The organism is Planktothrix pseudagardhii, assembly GCF_904830925.1.
Lineage (GTDB): Bacteria > Cyanobacteriota > Cyanobacteriia > Cyanobacteriales > Microcoleaceae > Planktothrix > Planktothrix tepida.
In genome coordinates this window covers 5,870,939-5,891,193 of the sequence record NZ_LR882967.1, presented here as the reverse complement: position 1 = coordinate 5,891,193, position 20,255 = coordinate 5,870,939, and the positions used below count along the sequence as shown (strand labels likewise).

The 20,255-nt window shown below is 39.3% G+C and carries 18 protein-coding genes; 8 read left to right on the top strand and 10 right to left on the bottom strand.

Features of this window, described 5'->3' with window-relative positions:
• The first annotated feature begins 288 nt into the window (after positions 1–288).
• Complete coding sequence (gene pheT, locus NMK36_RS25505) at positions 289–2,790, top strand: phenylalanine--tRNA ligase subunit beta (protein WP_254174935.1); 2,502 nt, start codon at positions 289–291, stop codon at positions 2,788–2,790.
• 91 nt (positions 2,791–2,881) lie between these two features.
• Positions 2,882–3,151, top strand: a complete 270-nt coding sequence (locus NMK36_RS25500; protein WP_072717903.1) for a YciI family protein — start codon at positions 2,882–2,884, stop codon at positions 3,149–3,151.
• Positions 3,152–3,298: 147 nt separating this feature from the next.
• On the opposite strand, the gene NMK36_RS25495 is transcribed toward NMK36_RS25500, so the two are convergent.
• Positions 3,299–4,060 carry an exosortase-dependent surface protein XDP2 gene (locus tag NMK36_RS25495; protein WP_072717904.1) on the bottom strand — a complete coding sequence of 254 codons (762 nt, stop codon included), beginning with the start codon at positions 4,058–4,060 and terminating at the stop codon, positions 3,299–3,301.
• A gap of 501 nt (positions 4,061–4,561) precedes the next feature.
• Here NMK36_RS25495 and NMK36_RS25490 point away from each other — a divergent pair.
• Positions 4,562–5,209 (top strand): HAD hydrolase-like protein, encoded by a 648-nt coding sequence (locus NMK36_RS25490; protein ID WP_254174934.1) that lies wholly within the window; start codon positions 4,562–4,564, stop codon positions 5,207–5,209.
• 53 nt (positions 5,210–5,262) lie between these two features.
• Here the strand turns inward: NMK36_RS25490 and NMK36_RS25485 are convergent, their stop codons facing one another.
• Positions 5,263–6,201, bottom strand: a complete 939-nt coding sequence (locus NMK36_RS25485) for a ribonuclease Z (RefSeq protein WP_254174933.1) — start codon at positions 6,199–6,201, stop codon at positions 5,263–5,265.
• A 95-nt stretch (positions 6,202–6,296) separates the two neighbouring features.
• Between NMK36_RS25485 and NMK36_RS25480 the strand changes: the two genes are divergently transcribed.
• Complete coding sequence (locus NMK36_RS25480; protein WP_072717907.1) at positions 6,297–7,457, top strand: SpoIID/LytB domain-containing protein; 1,161 nt, start codon at positions 6,297–6,299, stop codon at positions 7,455–7,457.
• A gap of 145 nt (positions 7,458–7,602) precedes the next feature.
• The gene (locus tag NMK36_RS25475) at positions 7,603–8,163 is read left to right on the top strand and encodes a DUF697 domain-containing protein (RefSeq protein WP_072717908.1); all 561 of its coding nucleotides are present in this window, start codon (positions 7,603–7,605) and stop codon (positions 8,161–8,163) included.
• A gap of 13 nt (positions 8,164–8,176) precedes the next feature.
• Here the strand turns inward: NMK36_RS25475 and NMK36_RS25470 are convergent, their stop codons facing one another.
• Genes NMK36_RS25470 through NMK36_RS25460 form a run of 3 tightly spaced genes read right to left on the bottom strand, consistent with a single transcriptional unit; the run spans position 8,177 to position 13,105 of the window.
• Complete coding sequence (locus NMK36_RS25470; RefSeq protein WP_254174932.1) at positions 8,177–11,557, bottom strand: GAF domain-containing protein; 3,381 nt, start codon at positions 11,555–11,557, stop codon at positions 8,177–8,179.
• A complete protein-coding gene (locus tag NMK36_RS25465) occupies positions 11,467–12,066 on the bottom strand; it encodes a GAF domain-containing protein (RefSeq protein ID WP_254174931.1) in 600 nt (199 codons plus the stop codon). Before NMK36_RS25465 ends, NMK36_RS25470 begins: the two co-directional genes overlap by 91 nt.
• A complete protein-coding gene (locus NMK36_RS25460; RefSeq protein ID WP_072717910.1) occupies positions 12,059–13,105 on the bottom strand; it encodes a diguanylate cyclase domain-containing protein in 1,047 nt (348 codons plus the stop codon). The genes NMK36_RS25465 and NMK36_RS25460 overlap by 8 nt, the downstream gene beginning before the upstream one ends.
• Before the next feature lie 398 nt (positions 13,106–13,503).
• On the opposite strand from NMK36_RS25460, the gene NMK36_RS25455 reads away from it, so the two are divergent.
• Complete coding sequence (locus NMK36_RS25455; RefSeq protein WP_072717911.1) at positions 13,504–14,814, top strand: HhoA/HhoB/HtrA family serine endopeptidase; 1,311 nt, start codon at positions 13,504–13,506, stop codon at positions 14,812–14,814.
• Positions 14,815–14,946: 132 nt separating this feature from the next.
• On the opposite strand, the gene ureA is transcribed toward NMK36_RS25455, so the two are convergent.
• The 5 genes from ureA to NMK36_RS25430 all read right to left on the bottom strand — a co-directional run bounded on the left by ureA (position 14,947) and on the right by NMK36_RS25430 (position 18,509).
• Positions 14,947–15,249 carry an urease subunit gamma gene (gene ureA / locus NMK36_RS25450; RefSeq protein ID WP_072717912.1) on the bottom strand — a complete coding sequence of 101 codons (303 nt, stop codon included), beginning with the start codon at positions 15,247–15,249 and terminating at the stop codon, positions 14,947–14,949.
• 27 nt (positions 15,250–15,276) lie between these two features.
• Positions 15,277–16,125 (bottom strand): urease accessory protein UreD, encoded by an 849-nt coding sequence (locus NMK36_RS25445; RefSeq protein WP_254174930.1) that lies wholly within the window; start codon positions 16,123–16,125, stop codon positions 15,277–15,279.
• A 114-nt stretch (positions 16,126–16,239) separates the two neighbouring features.
• Entirely contained in the window at positions 16,240–16,836 is a 597-nt protein-coding gene (gene ureG / locus NMK36_RS25440; protein ID WP_072717914.1) for an urease accessory protein UreG, read from the bottom strand.
• An 81-nt stretch (positions 16,837–16,917) separates the two neighbouring features.
• Positions 16,918–17,616 carry an urease accessory protein UreF gene (locus NMK36_RS25435; protein ID WP_072717915.1) on the bottom strand — a complete coding sequence of 233 codons (699 nt, stop codon included), beginning with the start codon at positions 17,614–17,616 and terminating at the stop codon, positions 16,918–16,920.
• A 197-nt stretch (positions 17,617–17,813) separates the two neighbouring features.
• Positions 17,814–18,509 (bottom strand): GDSL-type esterase/lipase family protein, encoded by a 696-nt coding sequence (locus NMK36_RS25430; RefSeq protein WP_072717916.1) that lies wholly within the window; start codon positions 18,507–18,509, stop codon positions 17,814–17,816.
• A gap of 302 nt (positions 18,510–18,811) precedes the next feature.
• On the opposite strand from NMK36_RS25430, the gene NMK36_RS25425 reads away from it, so the two are divergent.
• Together NMK36_RS25425 and NMK36_RS25420 are read left to right on the top strand one after the other, a co-directional pair.
• Positions 18,812–19,924 (top strand): IS630 family transposase, encoded by a 1,113-nt coding sequence (locus NMK36_RS25425; protein ID WP_254172743.1) that lies wholly within the window; start codon positions 18,812–18,814, stop codon positions 19,922–19,924.
• Positions 19,925–19,977: 53 nt separating this feature from the next.
• Positions 19,978–20,208, top strand: a complete 231-nt coding sequence (locus NMK36_RS25420; protein WP_072717917.1) for a DNA-directed RNA polymerase subunit omega — start codon at positions 19,978–19,980, stop codon at positions 20,206–20,208.
• Positions 20,209–20,255 lie beyond the last annotated feature (47 nt).

Here is a 20,255-nt window from a genome sequence, read left to right as displayed (position 1 = left end):
CACGATTTCAATCGATCTAACTCCCGTATCAAAAAAAGTTTCTCTCTACTTCTATTATCACTCCAGAATTGTTAACTTCCGTATCAGCTTTTCCAACCTATGTAAAGATTGAGTAAAGTCTAGCCATTTTTACCGGAATACATACTTGACACCAGGATAGCAGTTAGATCGATTAAATGGGTAGTTTGTTGGCTGTTGGCTGCTAACGGTTAGCAGTTGACGGGTTAGCTGACTCGGTAACTCCGATCTTCTGTAACAATAAACTAGGAACATTGAAAGCAAACAACGATGCGTATCTCTTTAAATTGGTTGCGAGAACTGGTGGATATCCAGATGACCCCCCAAGAGTTGGCAGAAACCCTCACGGTGGCGGGGTTTGAAGTAGAAGATATTGAAGATTGGCGTTCCTGGGCCGATGGGGTTGTCCTGGGGAAAATTCTCCAAGCTGAACAACACCCCAATGCCGATAAATTAAGAGTTTGTCAAGTGGATATTGGGGCTTCTGAACCCCTGAATATTGTTTGTGGAGCACCGAATGCCGCATCAGGAATGGTGGTGGCTGTAGCAACTTTGGGAACTTATTTACCTAAAATTGATTTAACGCTGAAAAAAACAAAATTGCGGGGGGTTCCCTCTGAAGGGATGATTTGTTCCTTAGCGGAATTAGGATTAGAAAAAGACTCTTCAGGAATTCACAGTTTTGACCTGGAAAACCCAACTTTAGGCAGTGATGTTAGACCGTTATTAGGGTTAGATGATGTAATTTTAGATGTCACCGCAACGGCTAACCGGGCAGATGGCTTAAATATGCTGGGAATTGCCCGTGAAATTGCAGCTTTAACTGGGGCAAGTTTAAGACTTCCTAATACCTATAGACGTTTTATCATCCCTAATATCATAAGCTCGGTAAACTTTGGAAATCAGTCTCAATCATTATCCATTGAAATTGCTGATAAACACGCTTGTCCGATCTATATTGGAACGATAATTGAAGGAGTAAAGATTGCTCCCTCTCCTGATTGGCTACAACGACGTTTACAAGCGGCGGGTGTTCGTCCGATTAATAATGTTGTTGATGTCACAAATTATATTTTATTGGAATGGGGACAACCGCTTCATGTTTTTGATTTAGATCGTCTAAAACAAGTGACATCTTCTCAAGATTTAACTATCGGGGTGCGTTTTGCTAAACCCGATGAATCCATTAAAACTTTAGATGGTCAAACCAGAACCTTACAAGAGCAAAATCTGTTAATTACAGCGAATGATTATCCCGTTGCTTTAGCCGGAGTGATGGGAGGGGAAGAAACAGAAGTTTTTGAAGGAACCCAAAATTTACTGTTAGAAGCGGCTATTTTTGCCCCCATCGCTATTCGTCGTTCTGCACGAGCGCAAGGGTTACGCAGTGAGTCGTCTACTCGTTATGAGCGAGGGGTTAATCAGGCGGAATTATTCTTTGCTTGTGATGGTGCTATTTTCTTATTAGAAGAGTTAGCTTCTGGCAATAAAATTAAGACAAAAATGGTTTTTGATCCTCTTCAAAAAAAGGAGCCTATTACATTAAGATTGGATCGAATTAATCAAGTTTTAGGGCAACTTAAACGCGGACAAGAAACGGCAGCCGAATCTCCTTATTTACAAAAGGAAGAAGTGGAAAAATATCTCAAGGCTTTGAAGTGTGGATTAGAGCAAGATCAAAGTTGTGGATTAGAGCAAGATCAAAATAGTGATTCTGTGGTTTGGAAAGTGGAAGTTCCTGAGTTCCGTTATGGAGATTTGGAACGTGAAATTGATTTAATTGAAGAAGTTGCTCGTCTCCACGGATACGATAATTTCTGTGAAACTTTACCGAGTCAAGGGGTATCCGGTTATCTTCCCTTAGAACAGGTGGCAATGCGACAAATTCGAGCCGCATTCCGAGGAGAAGGATTAACGGAATTAATGCACTATTCCTTAGTCAAAACAGAGGGGGAAAATCAAGTTGTTTTAGATAACCCTTTGTTTGTGGAATATTCGGCTTTACGCACCGAAATGTTAACGGGGTTAATTGATGCCTTTGTTTATAATTTACAAAATGGAAATGGGCCGTTAAATGGCTTTGAAATCGGTCGAATTTTCTGGAAAGAAGGGGATGAATATAAGGAACAAGATGCCGTAGCGGGTATTATGGGAGGCGATCGCACCTTGGGACGTTGGGTTCGCAGTGCTCAAGAACAACCGATGACTTGGTTTGAAGCGAAAGGTATTTTAGAAGCGGTATTTCAGCGCTTAAATTTAACCGTTGAATATAAACCGGAATCTACAATAGAACAGTTACACCCTGGACGCACCGCTTCTTTATGGTTACAAGGAAAACGCTTAGGCATTTTCGGACAATTGCATCCTCAATTGTGTCAAAAACAGGATCTCCCGAATCAAGTTTATGCCTTTGAATTTCAGTTATCAATATTATTAGAGGCGATGAACCGTCCTTCTAATTTAGTTCGGAAATTCAAACCTTTTTCAACATTCCCAGCATCGGATCGAGATATTGCCTTTTTCGTCCCCGTTGAAGTTCCCGTGTCCGACCTGGAACGCTGTATTACCAAAGCCGCAGGAAATCTATTAGAATCGGTGGAAGTTTTTGATGAATATCGGGGTAAAAATGTCCCGGAAGGTCAACGCAGTTTGGCATTTCGTTTAGTTTACCGGGTGAGCGATCGCACGTTAACTGATACGGATATTGACCCCGTGCAACAAAAAGTCCGAGATGCTTTAGTTCAGCAATTTAACGTTAATCTCAGAAGTTAGGTGTTTGTCCTGGGGGCGGGGGGACTTGCGGGCGGGAAAACCCCGCCCCTACAAATAACAGATAACAGTCAACTATCAACCATCAACAACTATGCCAAAATATGTCATGTTTGGAACCTATTGCGAGGATGTTCTGGAAAAGCGGGAACCCTATCGGGCGGCGCATTTGGAAGGATTAAAACAACAAAAAGAATCGGGTGTTTTATTAACCATTGGCCCGACTCAGGATGTCACAAAGGTATTTGGCATTTATGAAGCCGAAGATGAAGCAACGGTGCGTCAGTTAGTGGAGTCTGACCCCTATTGGCAAAATGGGATTTGGACAGAATATGAGGTCAAAGCCTGGATACAAGTTTATTAAGGAAAAAAATTGCGATCGCACACTCCTCTATATTTATAGATGAGCGATCGCAACTCTATATAATCAAACCACCCCAGAATACTTTTACGTTTCATGGGGTGGAGGCGAATTTAGAGTTTTTTATTCAATCTATCCGAGGAATATAGCTTAATGAGCTTTTTTGCGACGAGACATTGCTAAAGCAGCACCGACTACACCTAAACCTAAAACGGTTGTGGGTTCAGGAACAGCCGTAGCTACTACTTTAAAGTCTGGGCCGTTGTAGCTTGCTAGGCTGGTCAACCGCAGACCTTTGAACGATTTGGCATCGGTTACGCCTAAGTCTAACAAACTGAGACCTAAAGAACCTACTTTTTGGATCTCCGTAATTTCTTTGGTATCGAGTTTATAGCCAGCGTTTTGCCATGTTTTTGAATCTAAGTTAACGACCGACCCAAATGAGCCATCAGTAAGCACAGCTTGAACATCCAGTTTGCTGTTTTTACCCCGTTCAAAGAACAGGAAATTATCTGCTGGTTTTGCAAAGAACAAGTCCAGGGTGAAACTGCCTGTGTCTTCTGTATCGACAATATTGCTTAAGTTCAGATTGCCCAATGAGGTGACTAAATTGCTTGCTGTGGGCTTTTCTACTCTAATTCCTGAAGCATTATCCCCTTTATCGCTACTGGCAGCCCCAGTATTACCCCCTGTCCATATATCATTTTGAATAATTTTAACATCATTAACCAGGGAGAAATTACTATAGGTTTTACTGTTAAATTCAACTGATTTTAAGGTAATGTCCTTTGTCCAAGTTGTCGTGTCGGTTGTGGAATAGTTGGTTGTGAAGGTAAAGGCTTGAGCAGATGTAGCGTAAACACCTGTTAAAGCCAAGGTTGAGATGAAAGTGGTGAAGAATCTAGTTTTCATTTGGAACTCCTGTGTGTGAATATCCTACTGGTTACTGTTACCCTGAACTCTTGACCTGGTTGTTCTGGTTGTCTCCCTAGATGGGGGACATCTCAGCAACCAGAGTGATTCATACAAGCTGTTATTACCACAATAGCAAACCCTATTGCTTTGTCACCCCATTCCCGAAAAATTCTTGTAAGTTTTACAGAACTTTTATAGTTCTAAGCTTTTATTTAAAGAATTAACCCCATTATTTTTTTTCACCAGGACAAGCCCTATCTATATTATAGGAAATGGGGGGAGGTTCTATCAAATTCAAATCTTCCGAATCTGCACCCGATCTTGAGACTCCTCATCTCCTTAGAACCACGGAGGTTCAATCCGGGATTAAATCCAACTTTTAGAGGTAATGAGGTAAATATTAATATCTGAATGTATATATTTGTTAATCTTATATAAACTGCAATATTGATTCTATCTTGAGTGCTAATCTCAAACCCAGGCTGAACCTTTGAATCTATGAATCAGATTATTATTTTTGACTTTGATGGAACTTTAGCGGATACCCTACATACGGTGGTTACAATTACCAATCGTTTATCAGGGGAATTTGGTTATTCCCCGACTAACCCTGAAACCCTCGCTCAAATTCAAAATTTAAGCTCTTGGCAGATTATTCAACAATCGGGGATTTCCCGATTTAAACTGCCTTTTTTACTGAAGCGAGTAATTTCTGAATTAAATCAGGATTTACAACAGATTCATTTATTCCCTACAATTCCTGAGATTCTCCGACAATTGCAGAAGCAGAATTATACTCTTTATATTATTACCTCTAACTCTAAAATTAATGTAATTACAATTTTATCTCGTTATAATTTAGTTAATTATTTCAAGAATATCTATTCAGGAATTAATTTATTTGGAAAACATAAAATCATTAATCAATTATTAAAACAAGAAAAAATAGAACCTCAGCAAGCTATTTATATTGGGGATGAAACGAGAGATATTAATGCAGCTAGAAAATCTAAAATTAAAAGTATTGCTGTGAGTTGGGGATATAATTCCGCCGAGGTTTTAGCCCGCCATCACCCCAATGCTTTAATTTCTCATCCGTCTGAACTAATTGCTGCTATTGAGACTGTACAGGGTTTAGACAACTAGCATAATCGTCAAGGGGATTAATCAGAAAATAAATAAAGACAGCCCTGAAGGGCTTACAACAAGGGACGGCGGGGAATTTCATGGGTCAGGAAATCATAAGCCATATTGGTATTAGGAAAAATGGCTCTGGCTTCTGTTAATAAATCATCTAAAACAATCGAATTTCCGGGAGCGTAACGGGGGCTAAAATGGGTCATCATTAACTGTTTAGCTCCGGCGGCTAATGCGACTTGTGCCGCCATTGTTGACGTGGAATGTAATCGTTGAAAAGCCATTTCTGCATCGTGATGGGAGAACGTTGCTTCATGAACTAAAACATCCGCATCCTGCGCTAATTCCACCGCCCCTTCACAAAAAACGGTATCTGTACAATAAACAAATTTACGACCGATTTGGGGAACTCCACAAAGTTCTGTCCCTCGAATCGTACGACCATCGGCCAAAGTAACCGTTTGTCCTTGTTTAAGTTGAGCATAAATTGGCCCCGGTGGAATGCCTAATTTTTTGGCTTTTTCTACATCAAATCGTCCCGGTTTATCCTTTTCAATAATCCGATACCCAAAAGCTGTCACCCGATGTTTCAAATACCCACAAACCACTTGATATTCTTCGTCTTCAAAAATCATTCCCGGTTGAATAGTATGGACTTTAACCGGGTAAGAAAAATGGGTTTGAGAATAACGTACACAGGCTTGTAAATAATCTGATAATCCTGCTGGCCCATAAATATCAATGCGTTTGGCATTTCCTGCTAACCCACAACTGGCTAATAATCCCGTTAACCCAAAAATATGATCTCCGTGTAAATGGGTAATAAAAATTCGACTAATTTGGCTGACTTTTAAATCACTACGGAGGAATTGATGTTGCGTTCCTTCCCCACAGTCAAACAACCAAATTTCAGCCCGTTGCGGTAAACGCAGAGCTAGACTGGAAACATTGCGCGATCGCGTCGGAACCCCGGAGCTAGTGCCTAAAAAAGTAATCTGCATTGACTCGCTCCTTCCATCTTCAAATACCAAAAAAATGTGCTATATAACCAAGGTGCAGTTCTAATCTATCCATCTTACCGGATCTGATCGCAACAATGATTTGTTCTGTTCCTCAATCCTGCAATCCTTTTGCCTCCTTCTCCACCTCCCTGCAACGGTTTAAGCGTTATTGGTGGACAACGCTGCTAATTTGGTTGTGTTGGGTAGCCCCAGCCCAAGCTCAATTATTATTACGAGTCGCCATTGAAGATGGGGCCAATCAAGTGAAAGTTGGTAGTACAACGAAAGCCATTGTCCGAGATGGTAACGGCCAAGCCCTAGGGGAATTAGTAGCCATGGGGGGCGGTGTAGCTCAAACAAAATCAGGAAAAGTCGCCTTGGGAAACTGGCAAGGTTCTCAACTTTGGATTGATCCGAGTAATAATGGGAATGTTTGGATTGGTAACGGTTGGTATCGGGGACGAGTGTTATTAGTGCCTCGCAATGGTCGTTTAACGGCAATTAATTATGTTGATTTAGAGGAATATCTCTACAGCGTTCTGGGGGCGGAAATGGATGGCGGATGGCCCCAGGAAGCCCTGAAAGCCCAAGCGGTTGCAGCCCGAACCTACGCCCTCTACAAGCGTCAACGCAGCAATGGTATTTTTGATGTTGGGGATGACCAAGGTTGGCAAGTTTATAAAGGATTAGTTACGGAATCTACCGGAACGGTGGCGGCGGTGAATGCCACAAGAGGACAGGTGTTAACCTATAACGGTCAAGCCATTTTAGCGGCGTTTCATTCTGCTTCTGGGGGACATACGGAAAACGTTGAGGACGTTTGGAATGAACCTTTGCCGTATTTACGGGGAGTCCCTGATTTTGACCAAGGAACCCCAGTGTTTGAGTGGACAAAAACCTTTTCGCAAGCGGATTTAAGTAAACGAATTTCGGGTGTGGGGAATGTTACGACGATGACCCCACAACGGACTTCAGCGTTTGGTAGTATTCTAGCGATGAAAGTCGTCGGCGATAAAGGGGCGCGAGTGATGAGTGGGGAGGATATTGCTTCTGCGTTAGGACTGCGTAGCACTCGGTTTCAAGTCAGCCGTAAAAGTGGAACCACGAGTTTTCAAGTTACAGGTCGCGGGTTTGGTCACGGCGTTGGCTTAAGTCAATGGGGCGCTTATAATTTAGCCCGTGCGGGATACAATTACCAGCAAATTTTAGCCCATTATTACCGCAATACGGCTTTAGCAAAAATTGAAGTTCGTTAACCCAGGTGTGTTCTCTTATTCTTAAAAAAAAAGCGCTGAAGGGCTTACAACGAGGGATTAAACCCATTGCCCGTTTCAACCAAGCTCAAACTCCCTTGTTAAGATGGACTCTAGTTAGCTTTAGCTGAATAAGATAGTCAAAAATATGAGTCAAAGAACAGAAGCGGAAGCGATTATTCGTACCCATGTCCTTTGGGCAATGGGAGGTGGCTTAATTCCTTTACCCCTAGTTGATTTTGCTGCGGTAACGGCGATTCAATTGGAAATGTTACAGCAATTAGCCCGTCTTTATCAAGTTGACTATTCCCAAAGTACAGGAAAAGCATTTGTTTCTGCTTTAACGGGAACCACCATTGCCCGTTTAGGAGCTAGTTTAGTTAAAGCAATTCCAGGGATAGGAACGATTATCGGAGGCGCATCCATGGCTTTGACTTCTGGGGCTTCAACCTATGCAGTGGGACAAGTTGCGATTAATCATTTTTCTAACTCAGGAAGTTTAAATAACTTTGCTGAAGAACAACTGAGAAAAGCCTACGATAGTGCGTTTGAAAAGGGGAAATCCTATGTTTCTGATTTAGAGAATGAAAAAGATCAAGCAGCGAATATCTATCAAGCTTTGGAAAAACTTGGAAAACTCAAAGAAATGGGGGTTTTAACGGAAGAAGAGTTCCAAGCTAAGAAAAAACAATTACTAGAACGGCTTTAAAGAGCTTTGAACCCTACTTCAAAATCAGGGTTTCTGTAACGGCTAAAATTTGATCAAATTGAAATTCATCAGCTAATTTTTTGAGGATTAATGCTAAGGCTGAATAGGATTCAGGAATTTCCTGAATTAACTCAAAAACCCGCTTTTCTTGAGTACATAATACCGCTTCATGAAACTCTTGAATCCAAGCCGGAGGCATTAATACTAAACAATCTAAGGTTAAATCTTCCGACGGTGAGATTCTTTCTAAATGGGAGTTTAAATAGCTTGGGGTTTGAGAGTCTGCATATTCATATTCTAAACCCAAATACTTTGCCATTTTTTCAAAGATAATATGATCTTGGAAGGGTTTACTCACAAAATCATCACATCCGGCTTGCAAAACTTGGGCACGTTCTTCTTTAAAGGCATTTGCTGTTAATGCAATAATAATAGGGGAATTTTCCGAGGTGGAATTTGCCCGAATGCGACGAGTTGCTTCAATTCCATCCATGATCGGCATTCGCATATCCATCCAAATTAAATGGGGTTGCCAACTTAAGCTTAATTCTACGGCTTCTTGACCGTTGAGGGCTTCTCGAACTTCAAACCCCGTTGTTGATAAAAGCTCAACTAAAACTTGGCGATTTTCGACGGCATCTTCAACAATTAAAATCCGATAGGTTGGTTGTCCTGCGACTAAACCCACCACAGATTTTTTAGAAAGTTGGGGTTGAATATCGCAACAATCTGCCAAACCCGTTTGAATAAAAAATTTAACCCAAGTTCCTGTTCCTAAGAGACTATTAACGGTAATATTTCCTCCCATCATTTGCACAAATTGTTGACTGATGGGTAAACCTAACCCGGTTCCTTCTTTGGATTTTCGTCCTGTTTCTGTTTGTGCAAAGGCTTCAAATAATAAATCAATTTCTTCAGAGGCAATACCTGGGCCAGTATCCTCGACTTCAAAGGTAATTTTAATGGGTTCGGGTAAAACGTCTATAGGTTCTGAATTTTGAGCCTCCGTTGTGATAGATTTGGGAAAAATAGTGTCTTGTTTAACCCGTAAAATTACACAACCGACTTCTGTAAATTTAATCGCATTTCCCAATAAATTAATTAAGACTTGGCGAAGCTTACTTTCATCGGTTTTAATATATTGAGGTACATTTTGATCGCGTTCAAAAATTAAATTTAATCCTTTCATTTCTGCTTTTAATTCTAACATTTCTTGCAAGTTATTTAACAAGCGATAAAGATCAAAACTGGTTTCATTGAGTGTGAGTCGTCCCGCTTCTATTTTAGACATTTCTAAAACATCATTAATTAAATCGAGTAAATGTTCTCCACTGCGTTCAATAATTCGGAGATATTCCTGTTGGACAGAACTTAATCCTGAATGTTTCGCTAAAATTTGAGTAAAGCCTAAAATCGCATTCAGAGGTGTTCTTAATTCATGACTCATATTGGCTAAAAATTCACTTTTAGCATGGTTCGCTGCATCGGCTGTGTCTTTAGCTTCCTTCAATTGAGCTAATAATTTCGCTTGTTGAATGGCTACCCCTAATTGATTCGCAACTTGGGTTAATAAACTCACTTCTCTGGGTTGCCAATGACGGCTACTGGTATGTTGATAAGCTCCTAATAATCCCCATAATATTTCTCCTACAAAAACCGGAACTAAAATATAAGCTCGAATCTGGAATTGTTCTAAAACTTGGAGGGTAGAGGAGGATAAAGGGGCATTAAAAATATCATCAATAATTAAAGGCTGATGGTTTTGATATTGATCAATTTTGGGATATTTAAAATGAGTTTCTAACCATAAATTTTTATGTTCAGCTTGTTCTAAAGGAATGCCGCAGGACAGTTTAGATTCAAAAATAAATTCTCCGCGACGGTCGGATATAAAACGATAGACCACGACGCGATCGCATTGTAAAATTTGTCTGACTTCCTGGGTCGTTGCACTAAAAATTGTATCAATATCTAAAGTTTGACGAATCCGATCAATAACCCGTGCTAAAGCTCGTTCTTGTTCGGCAACTTTTGCCTGTTCTTCTGAACGTTTTTGAGCTTGGGTTAAGAGTTCTGCTTGTTGTAAAGCAACGCCTAATTGAACGGCAATTTTCCGCACAAATTCAATTTCTTTTTTTTGCCATTGACGGGGAGTTGAACATTGATGAATACACAATAACCCCCATAATTCATCCCCTTTGAGTAAGGCAACAACTAAATTTGCTTTAATTTGAAATTGAGCTAACAGTTGCACATAACAATCCGTTAAGTCCCCCTGATAAATATCAGGTAAAACCAAGACATGACCGAGGGGATAATTTTGAGCAAATCTTGCGCCAAAACAATGATCTTCTATCTCAGTTTCTAAAACCGAACAAAAGGGAAATAAAACATTTTCTGAAACAAATTTTCCGTAATTCCAATAGGAATTAGGCTCAAATTGAAATACAGCCACTCGATCAGCATTTAAAAGTTGACGAAGTTCAGAAGTGGCGGTTTGAAAAATCGTATTAATATCTAAAGTGCGACGAATTTTATCAATGACTTGGGCTAAAGCTCGTTCTCGTTCTGCTTCCTCCACTAAACTTTCGGCTTGGCGTCGCAATTCATCAGCTAATATGGTTTCTAAATCTCGTTTTTGCTTTTCCGTTTGGGCGAGTAATTCAGCTTGTTGAATTGCGACTCCCAATTGTCCGCCAATTTGAACTAAAAACTTAATTTCTGAGGTTTCCCAATGTCGAGCACTTTGATTTTGGTAGACCGCTAATAATCCCCATAATTGTTTCCCTTGATAAATTGCAATAATTGCATAAGCTTGGGCTTCATACCGTTCTAACGCTTGAATATAACAGGTAGAAAAATTAGCTTTATAAATATTGTCACAAACTCGAAAAACTTCTCCCCGTGTAAAATCTCCCCCTTGGGTTTCTTGTAAATAGCTATCAGTAACGTAGGGATTTGCTAAATATTTCAGGCTACATTGACTAATATTAGCTCCAAATTGTGGATCATATTTTTGTTCTTCAATTAAAGATTTCCATCCTTCGGCTTTAGATTCAACTAAAAATTCTCCACTCCAGTCAGCATTAAATCGATAAATCACCACCCGATCAGCTTTTAAAAGTTGACGAACTTCTTGGGTTGTGGTTGTAAAAATCGTATCCAGTTGTAAGGATTGACGAATTTTATTAATAATAGCAGCAACAGCTTTTTCTCTTTCAACAGCCTGATTTACCGCTTGGGTTAAATATTCAGACTGCATTTGCAATTTTTTAACAAATTCTGCGTGTTGTAATGCCACGCCTAAATGGGTGGCAATTTGGCGGACAAATTCCATTTCCGATTCTTGCCATTCACGGGGGCTGGAACATTGATGAATGCAAGTAATCCCCATAAATTTTCCCCTTTCAGTAAGGGTGCAACTAAATTAGCCCTGATTTGAAATTGGGATAACATTTGGGCATAGCAACGCGGTAATGGTAACGTATAAATATCATCGGCTGCCCAGATTTTGCCATAAAAATAATAGTTAATATAATGTTCTCCAAAACAGTGATCTTTGATTTTTGCGGATAATGCTGAACGAAAATTGGGTAAAACATCTTCAGATACAAATTCTCCCCGTTGATATTGGGAATCTGGATCAAACCGATACATTCCCACCCGATCTGCATTCAACAATTGACGCACTTCAATCGCTGTAGACTTAAAAATACTATCTAAATCTAAAGATTCTCGAATTTTACTAATAACCGCAAATAGTGCTTTTTGTTGGGCCACTTGATAAGGTTCTGTACTCTTGGCTTTTTCGAGTTGTAATACCCGTTTTCGCAGGGTTTCAAGTTCCTGAATTAAGGGTGCTTCCGTCTCCTTATTGCTTGAAATTGGTTCAGGTTCAGACATAGGTTTTATTTAATAAAGTAACACTACAATTTCGACCTTGTTTTTTAGCTTGATAGAGGGCACGATCAGCCCATTCAATTAATAGAGAGGGACTAAATTGGAAATGGGGAATTAGGCAGGTAATTCCTAAGCTTAAGGTGATATAAGGGCTGACTTGGGAATGGTCATGAACCAGTTTTAGAGATTGTACTTTTTTTTGAATCGTTTGGGCAATTATTTCGGCTTCTAGGAGATCCGTTTCCGGTAAAATAACCGCAAATTCTTCCCCCCCATAACGAGCAACTAAATCTGTTGTCCGGGGAATGGCTTGACTAATGGCTTGGGCGATCGCGCGTAAACAATCATCTCCGGCTTGATGACCATAAGTATCATTATAGGATTTAAAGTAATCCACATCACACATGATTAAAGCCAGGGTTTTTTGTTCTTGACAAAGCTGCATCCATTGCTGTTGCAAATAGTGATCAAATTGTCGTCGATTTGCGGTTTGAGTTAATCCATCTAAATGAGCTAACCGTTGTAATTCTTGATTGAGTTTTTGGAGTTCAGATTGAGATTCTTTGAGAGCGATTTCAATTTCTTTTCGAGCTTTAATTTCTTGTTGTAATCGTTCATTTTTTTCTAAGAGTTGTTGATGTTGACTTCGGAGGGTGAGGTGGTTTTTAACCCGAACTAAAACTTCTTCAACTTGAAAAGGTTTGGTAATATAATCAACGCCTCCAACACTAAAAGCTTTGACTTTATCTAAAACATTATCTAACGCACTAATAAAAATAATGGGAATTTCGGCAGTCATGGGGTCAGATTTGAGAGCTTGACAGACTTCATAGCCATCAAGATCCGGTAACTTAATATCCAGAACAATCAAATCCGGTGGAGCAGCTTTAGCCGTTTTTAATGCCATTACTCCTTTTGTCACCCGTCTGACTTCATATTGATGTTCCATTAACATCGTTGATAATAGTCTTAAATTATCGGGTTTGTCATCAACTAATAAAATACTTCCTGGGGAAGATTGTGAATTTGCAAAATGAATCATTATAAACGACGGGGGACAGGTTAAAGTAAATAGGGAACCAGTTAATATGTGAAATTCGAGGGCTTAAAAAATCAAAAAATTGATTATTGATCGTTGCATCTATTTTATCAGAATTCTTAGCCGTTGATTAAAAGATGGATGTTTCTGATGATATTAAGGTCAAGGGGAATAGACCGCCCCTATTGAGCCGTTAACCGTATCACTAGGTAAGGATTTTAATTAAAAATCCGTAATTTTACGGATTGTTTTTCACCTCTAAAAGACTCAAGCTCTCCAATTTTCATCCAGATGTCATATCTCTGCCACAAGGATGTCATACTCGTCCTATATCTTAAGAAATATCAGGGCAGACAGAAACCAGTCCAATCCCTGAAACCCTTATAGATGAGGTATTAAATATGAAATCCGATTTTGATCCAGCAAATTCTTTAGAGTCCCGTCGTTTAGAGTGGACAGACGCATCTCACTCCGCTTCCCAACGTTCTCGGACACAATCTTTAAAATCTTTATCTTTAATCGTATTAGGAACAGGCTTAGGAATTGCAGGGGTGTCCCTGACTCATCAACTGCAACAACCTCCTCAGCCCACTCAACCCACTCAGCCAACGGTGGCTTCTCCCGCCGTACCTGCGCCGATTCCAACCCAGGTAAGTTCTATGTCGGGAACCATTGCTGATCCTGACCTGATCACTTCTGTTGTGGAACGCTTTGGGCCGGCTGTTGTGCGAATTAATGCCACAAAGACCGTTGAAAGTCAGGTTCCTGAAGGGTTTAATGATCCGTTTTTTCAACGGTTCTTTGGTTCCCAAATGCCCAATTCTCCTCAACAGGAAATTGTTAGAGGTTCAGGGTCAGGATTTATTGTCAATTCTAATGGTCGAATTATTACCAATGCTCACGTTGTCGATGGGGTAACAAAGGTCTCTGTTGTTCTTAAAGATGGTCGTCAATTTGAAGGAAAAGTCATTGGAACTGATCCGGTCACGGATGTTGCTGTTGTTCAAATTGAAGCGAATAATTTACCAACGGTTTCATTAGGCAATTCAGATGTCTTACAACCGGGGGAATTAGCGATCGCCATTGGCAACCCTTTAGGATTAGATAATACTGTAACAGTTGGTATTGTTAGTGCCACAGGTCGTTCGGGTAGTGAAGTCGGAATTCCTGATAAACGAGTTAGTTTTATTCAAACCGATGCCGCTATTAATCCAGGGAATTCTGGGGGGCCGTTACTCAATCAAAAAGGTGAAGTGATTGGGATGAATACGGCGATTATTCAAGGCGCCCAAGGATTAGGATTTGCAATTCCGATTAACCAAGTTCAACATATTGCGGAGCAAATTTCGACGAAAGGGAAAGTCGAACATCCTTATTTAGGAATTCAGATGGTAACGCTTTCTCCTGAAGTCAAAGAAAGTTTAAATCAAGATCCCAATAGTCCAATTAGTGTGAATGAAGATCGCGGGATATTAATTGTTCGAGTCATCCCCAATTCCCCTGCTCATCAATCAGGATTACGCGCTGGAGATGTAATTGTTCAAGTTGAAAATAAACCTGTTACCAAAGCCGATGAAGTTCAACAAGCCGTTGAAAATGTAACGGTCGGAAGTTCGTTAAAAATGCAAATTCAACGCCAAGGTCAACCCTTAAATTTAGAGGTAAAAACCGGAGCCATCCCAACCCAAGAATCAGTAATCAATAATCAATAACAGTATTCAGTTATCAGTTTCCAGCCTTCAGCACTCAGTCTCTAACCCCTAATTAACAACCCTCAACTATTGACTGATAACTGATAACTGATAACTGATAACTGATAACTGATAACTGATAACTGATAACTGTTAATTAATCGGATCATGAACCGTTACTAATTTTGTCCCATCGGGAAAGGTCGCTTCTACCTGAACTTCATGAATCATTTCAGGAATGCCTTCCATAACCTCTTCCCGCTTTAAAATTGTTTTTCCATAACTCATTAATTCAGCCACAGTGCGTCCTTCCCTAGCTCCTTCTAAAATAGCAGCAGTAATATAAGCAACAGCTTCAGGATAATTCAATTTTAATCCTTTTTCTTTGCGTCTTTCTGCTAATAAAGCAGCCGTAAAAATTAAAAGTTTATCTTTTTCTTGGGGAGATAATTGCATAAATAATCCTTGCGGAATTTTAACAGATTAAATTTGCCAGACACGAGGTTTAGCGATCAATTGTCCGGTATAATTTTGACGAAGTAACCGCCAAACATCCGTAAACCAGTCTATCACCTCTTGGGTGGAATTTCCCCGATAGCGACAGAGTAATCCTGATATTAATTGAGTCACTCCAGCTTGGCTAGAAGTTTCTCGCTGTTCCCACAGTTGTCGTATCCTTTGAATTAGATCTTCAGCAATAGGTTGTCCAACCCAAGTTAAGGTAGCAATTACAGGTTGTCCTCCTAAACCATGAGGACTATTTAATAAATCTTCATGGGCTATTAATCCCTGTCGGTCAATCCAAAGTGGACAGTTATTTTGCCAGATTTCTGTACAGGATTTCCACTGTCCTTGGGTGAAAGTTTCTCCCCGTGCAGTTCGTCCAAATCGAGTAATTTCCCATCCTAAATAACACCCTGAAGGAGCTAAATTAACTTGTATATTTTGGCTAAAGATTGCCCCATTAAAAATGATACTTTCACGGGGAATAAATTCTAAATAGGCGTTATCGTGAACTTCTATCTTAATATTTTGTTGGCTAATTTCTCCCGGACTGCGATAAATTTTGCTGGCGGCTGGTGTGGTTAAGACGACTTGAGTTTCTGGTTGTAAATTAATCGTTTGAGATAAGCGATCGCCTCCCACAATTCCTCCAGCAGTATGTAAAATAATACTGTGGCAAATTGCTTTTCCTTCAGGATAGAAAGAACGCTGAATTTTTAAGGGTGCTTGGCTATAAGCTTTTAATAATTGAGTAGAATCACCAATTTTTTGATAGTCTAATTCCAAAATACCATGCCATTGAGAGGAATTTAGTTTTAAATTAATCATATTAATCTTAAACGTAGTAAGCCCTTTAGGGCTTTCTTACAAATGATTTAACACCAACTACAATCTCCATCTATTCCCTATTGCCTTAATTTAAAAGCCCTGAAGGGCTTACTACTAAATGAGATGAGATTTAATAAATTTAATAATAGCATCTAGCCCTTGTTTAGTTTTTAAATTGGTAAAGACAAAGGGTTTATTTCCTCGCATTTTTTTAGCATCTCGTTCCATGATGTTTAAATCTGCACCAACTAAGGCAGCTAAATCTATTTTATTAATCACTAATAAATCCGATTTTGTAATTCCTGGCCCTCCTTTGCGAGGAATTTTATCTCCGGCTGCGACATCAATCACATAAATCGTAATATCGACTAATTCTGGGCTAAAAGTTGCAGCTAAATTATCCCCTCCACTTTCCACAAATAAAATATCTAAATTCTGAAATTGGGTTTCTAATTGTTCGATAGCGGCTAAATTTAATGACGCATCTTCTCGAATGGCTGTGTGAGGACAACCTCCGGTTTCTACCCCTAAAATACGATCACTTTCTAAGGCTTTAGAACGAACTAAATATTGAGCATCTTCTTGAGTATAAATATCATTAGTTACCACTGCCAATTGATAAGAACTTCGCATTTGCTTACATAAAGCATCGACTAAGGCCGTTTTCCCTGAACCAACAGGCCCCGCAATTCCAACTCGTAACCCAGACATAAAATTAATATAAAATGACTATTTCAATTATACCATAAGAATTAGAAATCAAGGCATTAATTTGTAAAATTTTATCTCTAATTAACTTCTAAATAATCGACTATATTGAGTTTCATGAGCCATACTGGCTAAAGCCAACCCCCAATTACAACTGACTAAATCTTCATCTTTTAATTCTAAAATTGCTGTGGCTGTTAATTCTATTTCTGGGTGTAATTGTAACAATAACGTTTGACCCATGGTTTGACCTAAAGGAATCAGTTTCACCCCAGCATTAATTAAATTAGTCGCCCAACTGTATAGATATCCCAATAAGGCATTTTTGAGATCCAAATTCCAATAAACTGCACCTAGTCCAAACGCGATCGCATAATTACAAGGTTTTCCGACTTGTTCAACCCAATTTTTGAGGGGAGGTAATTCTAAATTCTGATTTGCTGTTGTTTTCACTGCTTCTAAATGAACTAAAAGCTGTATTAAAGTATTTCCCATTTGCCAACTTTGTTGTCGAAGTTCAGCCGTTTCCTTGGTCGCCGTTGACCATTGATTCCAATAGATAAATTGGTTAAAATCTTGATTGACGACACAACGATAAGCTCGAACCATAACCGCAGCTTCTAAGCGAATTGCGCCAAACTTTAAATCTTGAATTAACCACTGTAATAAACTCTGGTGATCCGTAATAATGTGATTTTCAACTAAAGTTTCTAATCCCTCTGAATAACTATAAGCTCCCAAGGGTAAAGCTGGACTTGAAAGTTGCAATAAATTTAAAATCATGACTTCTCATTGCTATAGATGATCCTAAAGCCTTCGTAGAGACGTGCCTTGGCGGAGCCATGCCGTAAGGCTTTTAGCGCGTCTCTACAATAGACAGATGCGTAGCCAACATTGAACGATGGACAGGGAATTTACAAATACCAATAAAAAACCTCCTAGAATAACGGAGGTTAAATCCCATTTTTAGGGTAACAAAGTTAATAAGCTAATTTTTGAATCGGTTCCCAATTGCGGATATCTTCTAATAAAGCTTCATATCCAGCTACATTGGGATGTAAACCATCGGAACATAACCGAGACTTCCACCAATATTCCCCTCGGTTTAACCAAATTTCAAATAGATCTAAATAGGGAATATTGCGTTCTAAACAGGCGAGACGAGTAGCTTCTTTGTACCGAAATTGATCCGCTAAGGTATAGTACAAACAGCCTTGAAAGGGCATTTTGCTTTCATCAACAGGAACCATTCCCACAAATAAAACATTACAAAGACGTTGGGCTTGGTCTAACATACTGTGTAAGGCGGTTTCAAAGTCATTAAATTCGGTGTAGTTGCGACCTTGAAACGACTGTACCCGTGCTGAATCATTTAATCCCACGGAAAAAATACTCACATCCGGTAAACGGTTTCGCAATTCTCCCCGATGGCGAAATTCTTGTTCTAAGCGATCGCGGACTTGAATCACACGATTTCCCCGAACGCCTAAATTATAAAGAATTGGCCCTACCGTATCCGGGGACATCCATTGACATCGCAGTCGCTCAACCCAACCCCCTCCTTGAGGATCACCAAATCCATAGACGAGACTATCCCCCAGAACTACGACTTTGAGTGGCTGACGTTGGGGAACAACAGATAAATTGATTAGGGTTGGATTTATCGCTGCTTGCATTTTGCTTGACAATCCTAGTTAATGGACAGTGTACCGAAGCCAAGTAGTGATTTTTTCCTACCGGCTGTTCATAAAACTTAACACCTCCGTGACCGTTTGACTAGATTCTTCTGCTACATTTTGCAATTTTTTTATCAATAGGCCCTTAGTTACCCATTTCCACACCCCAGTTAACCGGTTAACAGGTTAACAGGTTAACATTACAGGCAAGATGCCTGTTCCACATACCTGGATTTTGATAAGCTGTTAAGCATCTAAATAGGGTATAATGAAAAACCAAGTTTAGAAAAATCAATCAAAAGATGCCTGCTAAAAATCATTTAAATGAAAAGCAAGTAGAGAAACTACAGAAAAGATTGAAAGAGGAAGAAAATGGACAAATCCGAGAAAGAATCTTGATTTTATTATTGCTAAATGATGGTAAAAAGCAAAGTGAAATTGCCAAGTTTTTGGGCTGCTCATTAAACAAAGTATGTTATTGGTGTGTACATGGAGACCCTGACAAATTAGAAAGCCTAAAAGATGAAAGAATGAAAGGAAATTATAGAAAAGCCACAGACAAATATATAGAGATATTATTAGAAACAGTAGAAAAAGAACCGGAAGAATTAGGATATGAATTTGGGAGATGGACAGGAGAAAGATTGGCAACTTATTTAGAACAAATCACAGGAATCAAATTAAGTAGTTCACAAGTGAGAAAGATATTAAAGGAAAAAAAGTATGTTTATTTGTGGGCAAAGTATAGCTTAGAAGAGAAAAGAGATCCAGAAAAAAGAAAATTATTTAAAGATAAAATAGAAGAATATTTGAAAATAGCAAAAGAAAGTCCAGAACAATTACAGGTATGGTTTTGGGATGAAAGTGGATTTAATTTAAGAGTGATAAAAAGAAAGAATTGGTGTAAAAAAGGGAAGAGGAAACAGATTAGAGGAGACAGGAGGAAAGGAAGAGTTAATGTGATGGGAGGATTGAGGTACTCGGATAAAAAAAGATTTGTAGAATTTCTGGATAAAGGAAATGCAGATAATTTTTATCAAGTGTTAAAAAGTTTTTATCAAGAGCTAATTTATGAATGGGTATTAGCGGGAAATCAAGCAGAAGAATTTGTAGAAAAAGGAGCTAAGATCCTGATTATTCTTGACAATGCAAGTTTTCACAAAAAAGAAGAGTACCTAGAAAAAATTAAAGCAGAAATGCCGAATGTCTATTTAGAATTTCTTCCAGCATATAGTCCAGATTATAATTTAATTGAATTAGTCTGGCATTCAGCTAAAGAATATATAGCTCATCGACTCTTTAAATCAGTTGATGAGCTAGAGTGTTTATTACATCAGCTTTTAAATGAAGGACAGTTATCTATTAAATGGGGACGTAAACTTAAAAACAAAGGTAATGCTATAATCACAGTTTAAATACACAACAGCTTACAATAGAAGCAATACTAGGGTTAGGAAATCATAACTTCATGCAAAAGCGTTCAACGATTGACTCCATAGAAATTACCCGTCGCGCTGCTGATCTTGTTAGTGCGGCGTCTAATCGCTATCGGATTACTGTACAAGTGGCAAATCGGGCAAAACGGTGTCGGTATGAAGACTTTGATAATGGAGATGAGAACACTGTGAAACCTGTTTTACGCGCAATTATTGAAATGTCTGATGAACTGACCCAACCAGAAATTATTTCAGATCGTTAATTCGGGATTCTACGGTGTCGGGTGTTGGTGTCGTGCGTTAACAAGCA

Excerpts from the sequence above, each read along its gene's own strand:
- pheT (WP_254174935.1), top strand. The coding sequence starts at position 289 with ATGCGTATCTCTTTAAATTGGTTGCGAGAACTGGTGGATATCCAGATG.
- NMK36_RS25500 (WP_072717903.1), top strand. The coding sequence starts at position 2,882 with ATGCCAAAATATGTCATGTTTGGAACCTATTGCGAGGATGTTCTGGAA.
- NMK36_RS25495 (WP_072717904.1), bottom strand. The coding sequence starts at position 4,060 with ATGAAAACTAGATTCTTCACCACTTTCATCTCAACCTTGGCTTTAACA.
- NMK36_RS25490 (WP_254174934.1), top strand. The coding sequence starts at position 4,562 with ATGAATCAGATTATTATTTTTGACTTTGATGGAACTTTAGCGGATACC.
- NMK36_RS25485 (WP_254174933.1), bottom strand. The coding sequence starts at position 6,201 with ATGCAGATTACTTTTTTAGGCACTAGCTCCGGGGTTCCGACGCGATCG.
- NMK36_RS25480 (WP_072717907.1), top strand. The coding sequence starts at position 6,297 with ATGATTTGTTCTGTTCCTCAATCCTGCAATCCTTTTGCCTCCTTCTCC.
- NMK36_RS25475 (WP_072717908.1), top strand. The coding sequence starts at position 7,603 with ATGAGTCAAAGAACAGAAGCGGAAGCGATTATTCGTACCCATGTCCTT.
- NMK36_RS25470 (WP_254174932.1), bottom strand. The coding sequence starts at position 11,557 with ATGGGGATTACTTGCATTCATCAATGTTCCAGCCCCCGTGAATGGCAA.
- NMK36_RS25465 (WP_254174931.1), bottom strand. The coding sequence starts at position 12,066 with ATGTCTGAACCTGAACCAATTTCAAGCAATAAGGAGACGGAAGCACCC.
- NMK36_RS25460 (WP_072717910.1), bottom strand. The coding sequence starts at position 13,105 with ATGATTCATTTTGCAAATTCACAATCTTCCCCAGGAAGTATTTTATTA.
- NMK36_RS25455 (WP_072717911.1), top strand. The coding sequence starts at position 13,504 with ATGAAATCCGATTTTGATCCAGCAAATTCTTTAGAGTCCCGTCGTTTA.
- ureA (WP_072717912.1), bottom strand. The coding sequence starts at position 15,249 with ATGCAATTATCTCCCCAAGAAAAAGATAAACTTTTAATTTTTACGGCT.
- NMK36_RS25445 (WP_254174930.1), bottom strand. The coding sequence starts at position 16,125 with ATGATTAATTTAAAACTAAATTCCTCTCAATGGCATGGTATTTTGGAA.
- ureG (WP_072717914.1), bottom strand. The coding sequence starts at position 16,836 with ATGTCTGGGTTACGAGTTGGAATTGCGGGGCCTGTTGGTTCAGGGAAA.
- NMK36_RS25435 (WP_072717915.1), bottom strand. The coding sequence starts at position 17,616 with ATGATTTTAAATTTATTGCAACTTTCAAGTCCAGCTTTACCCTTGGGA.
- NMK36_RS25430 (WP_072717916.1), bottom strand. The coding sequence starts at position 18,509 with ATGCAAGCAGCGATAAATCCAACCCTAATCAATTTATCTGTTGTTCCC.
- NMK36_RS25425 (WP_254172743.1), top strand. The coding sequence starts at position 18,812 with ATGCCTGCTAAAAATCATTTAAATGAAAAGCAAGTAGAGAAACTACAG.
- NMK36_RS25420 (WP_072717917.1), top strand. The coding sequence starts at position 19,978 with ATGCAAAAGCGTTCAACGATTGACTCCATAGAAATTACCCGTCGCGCT.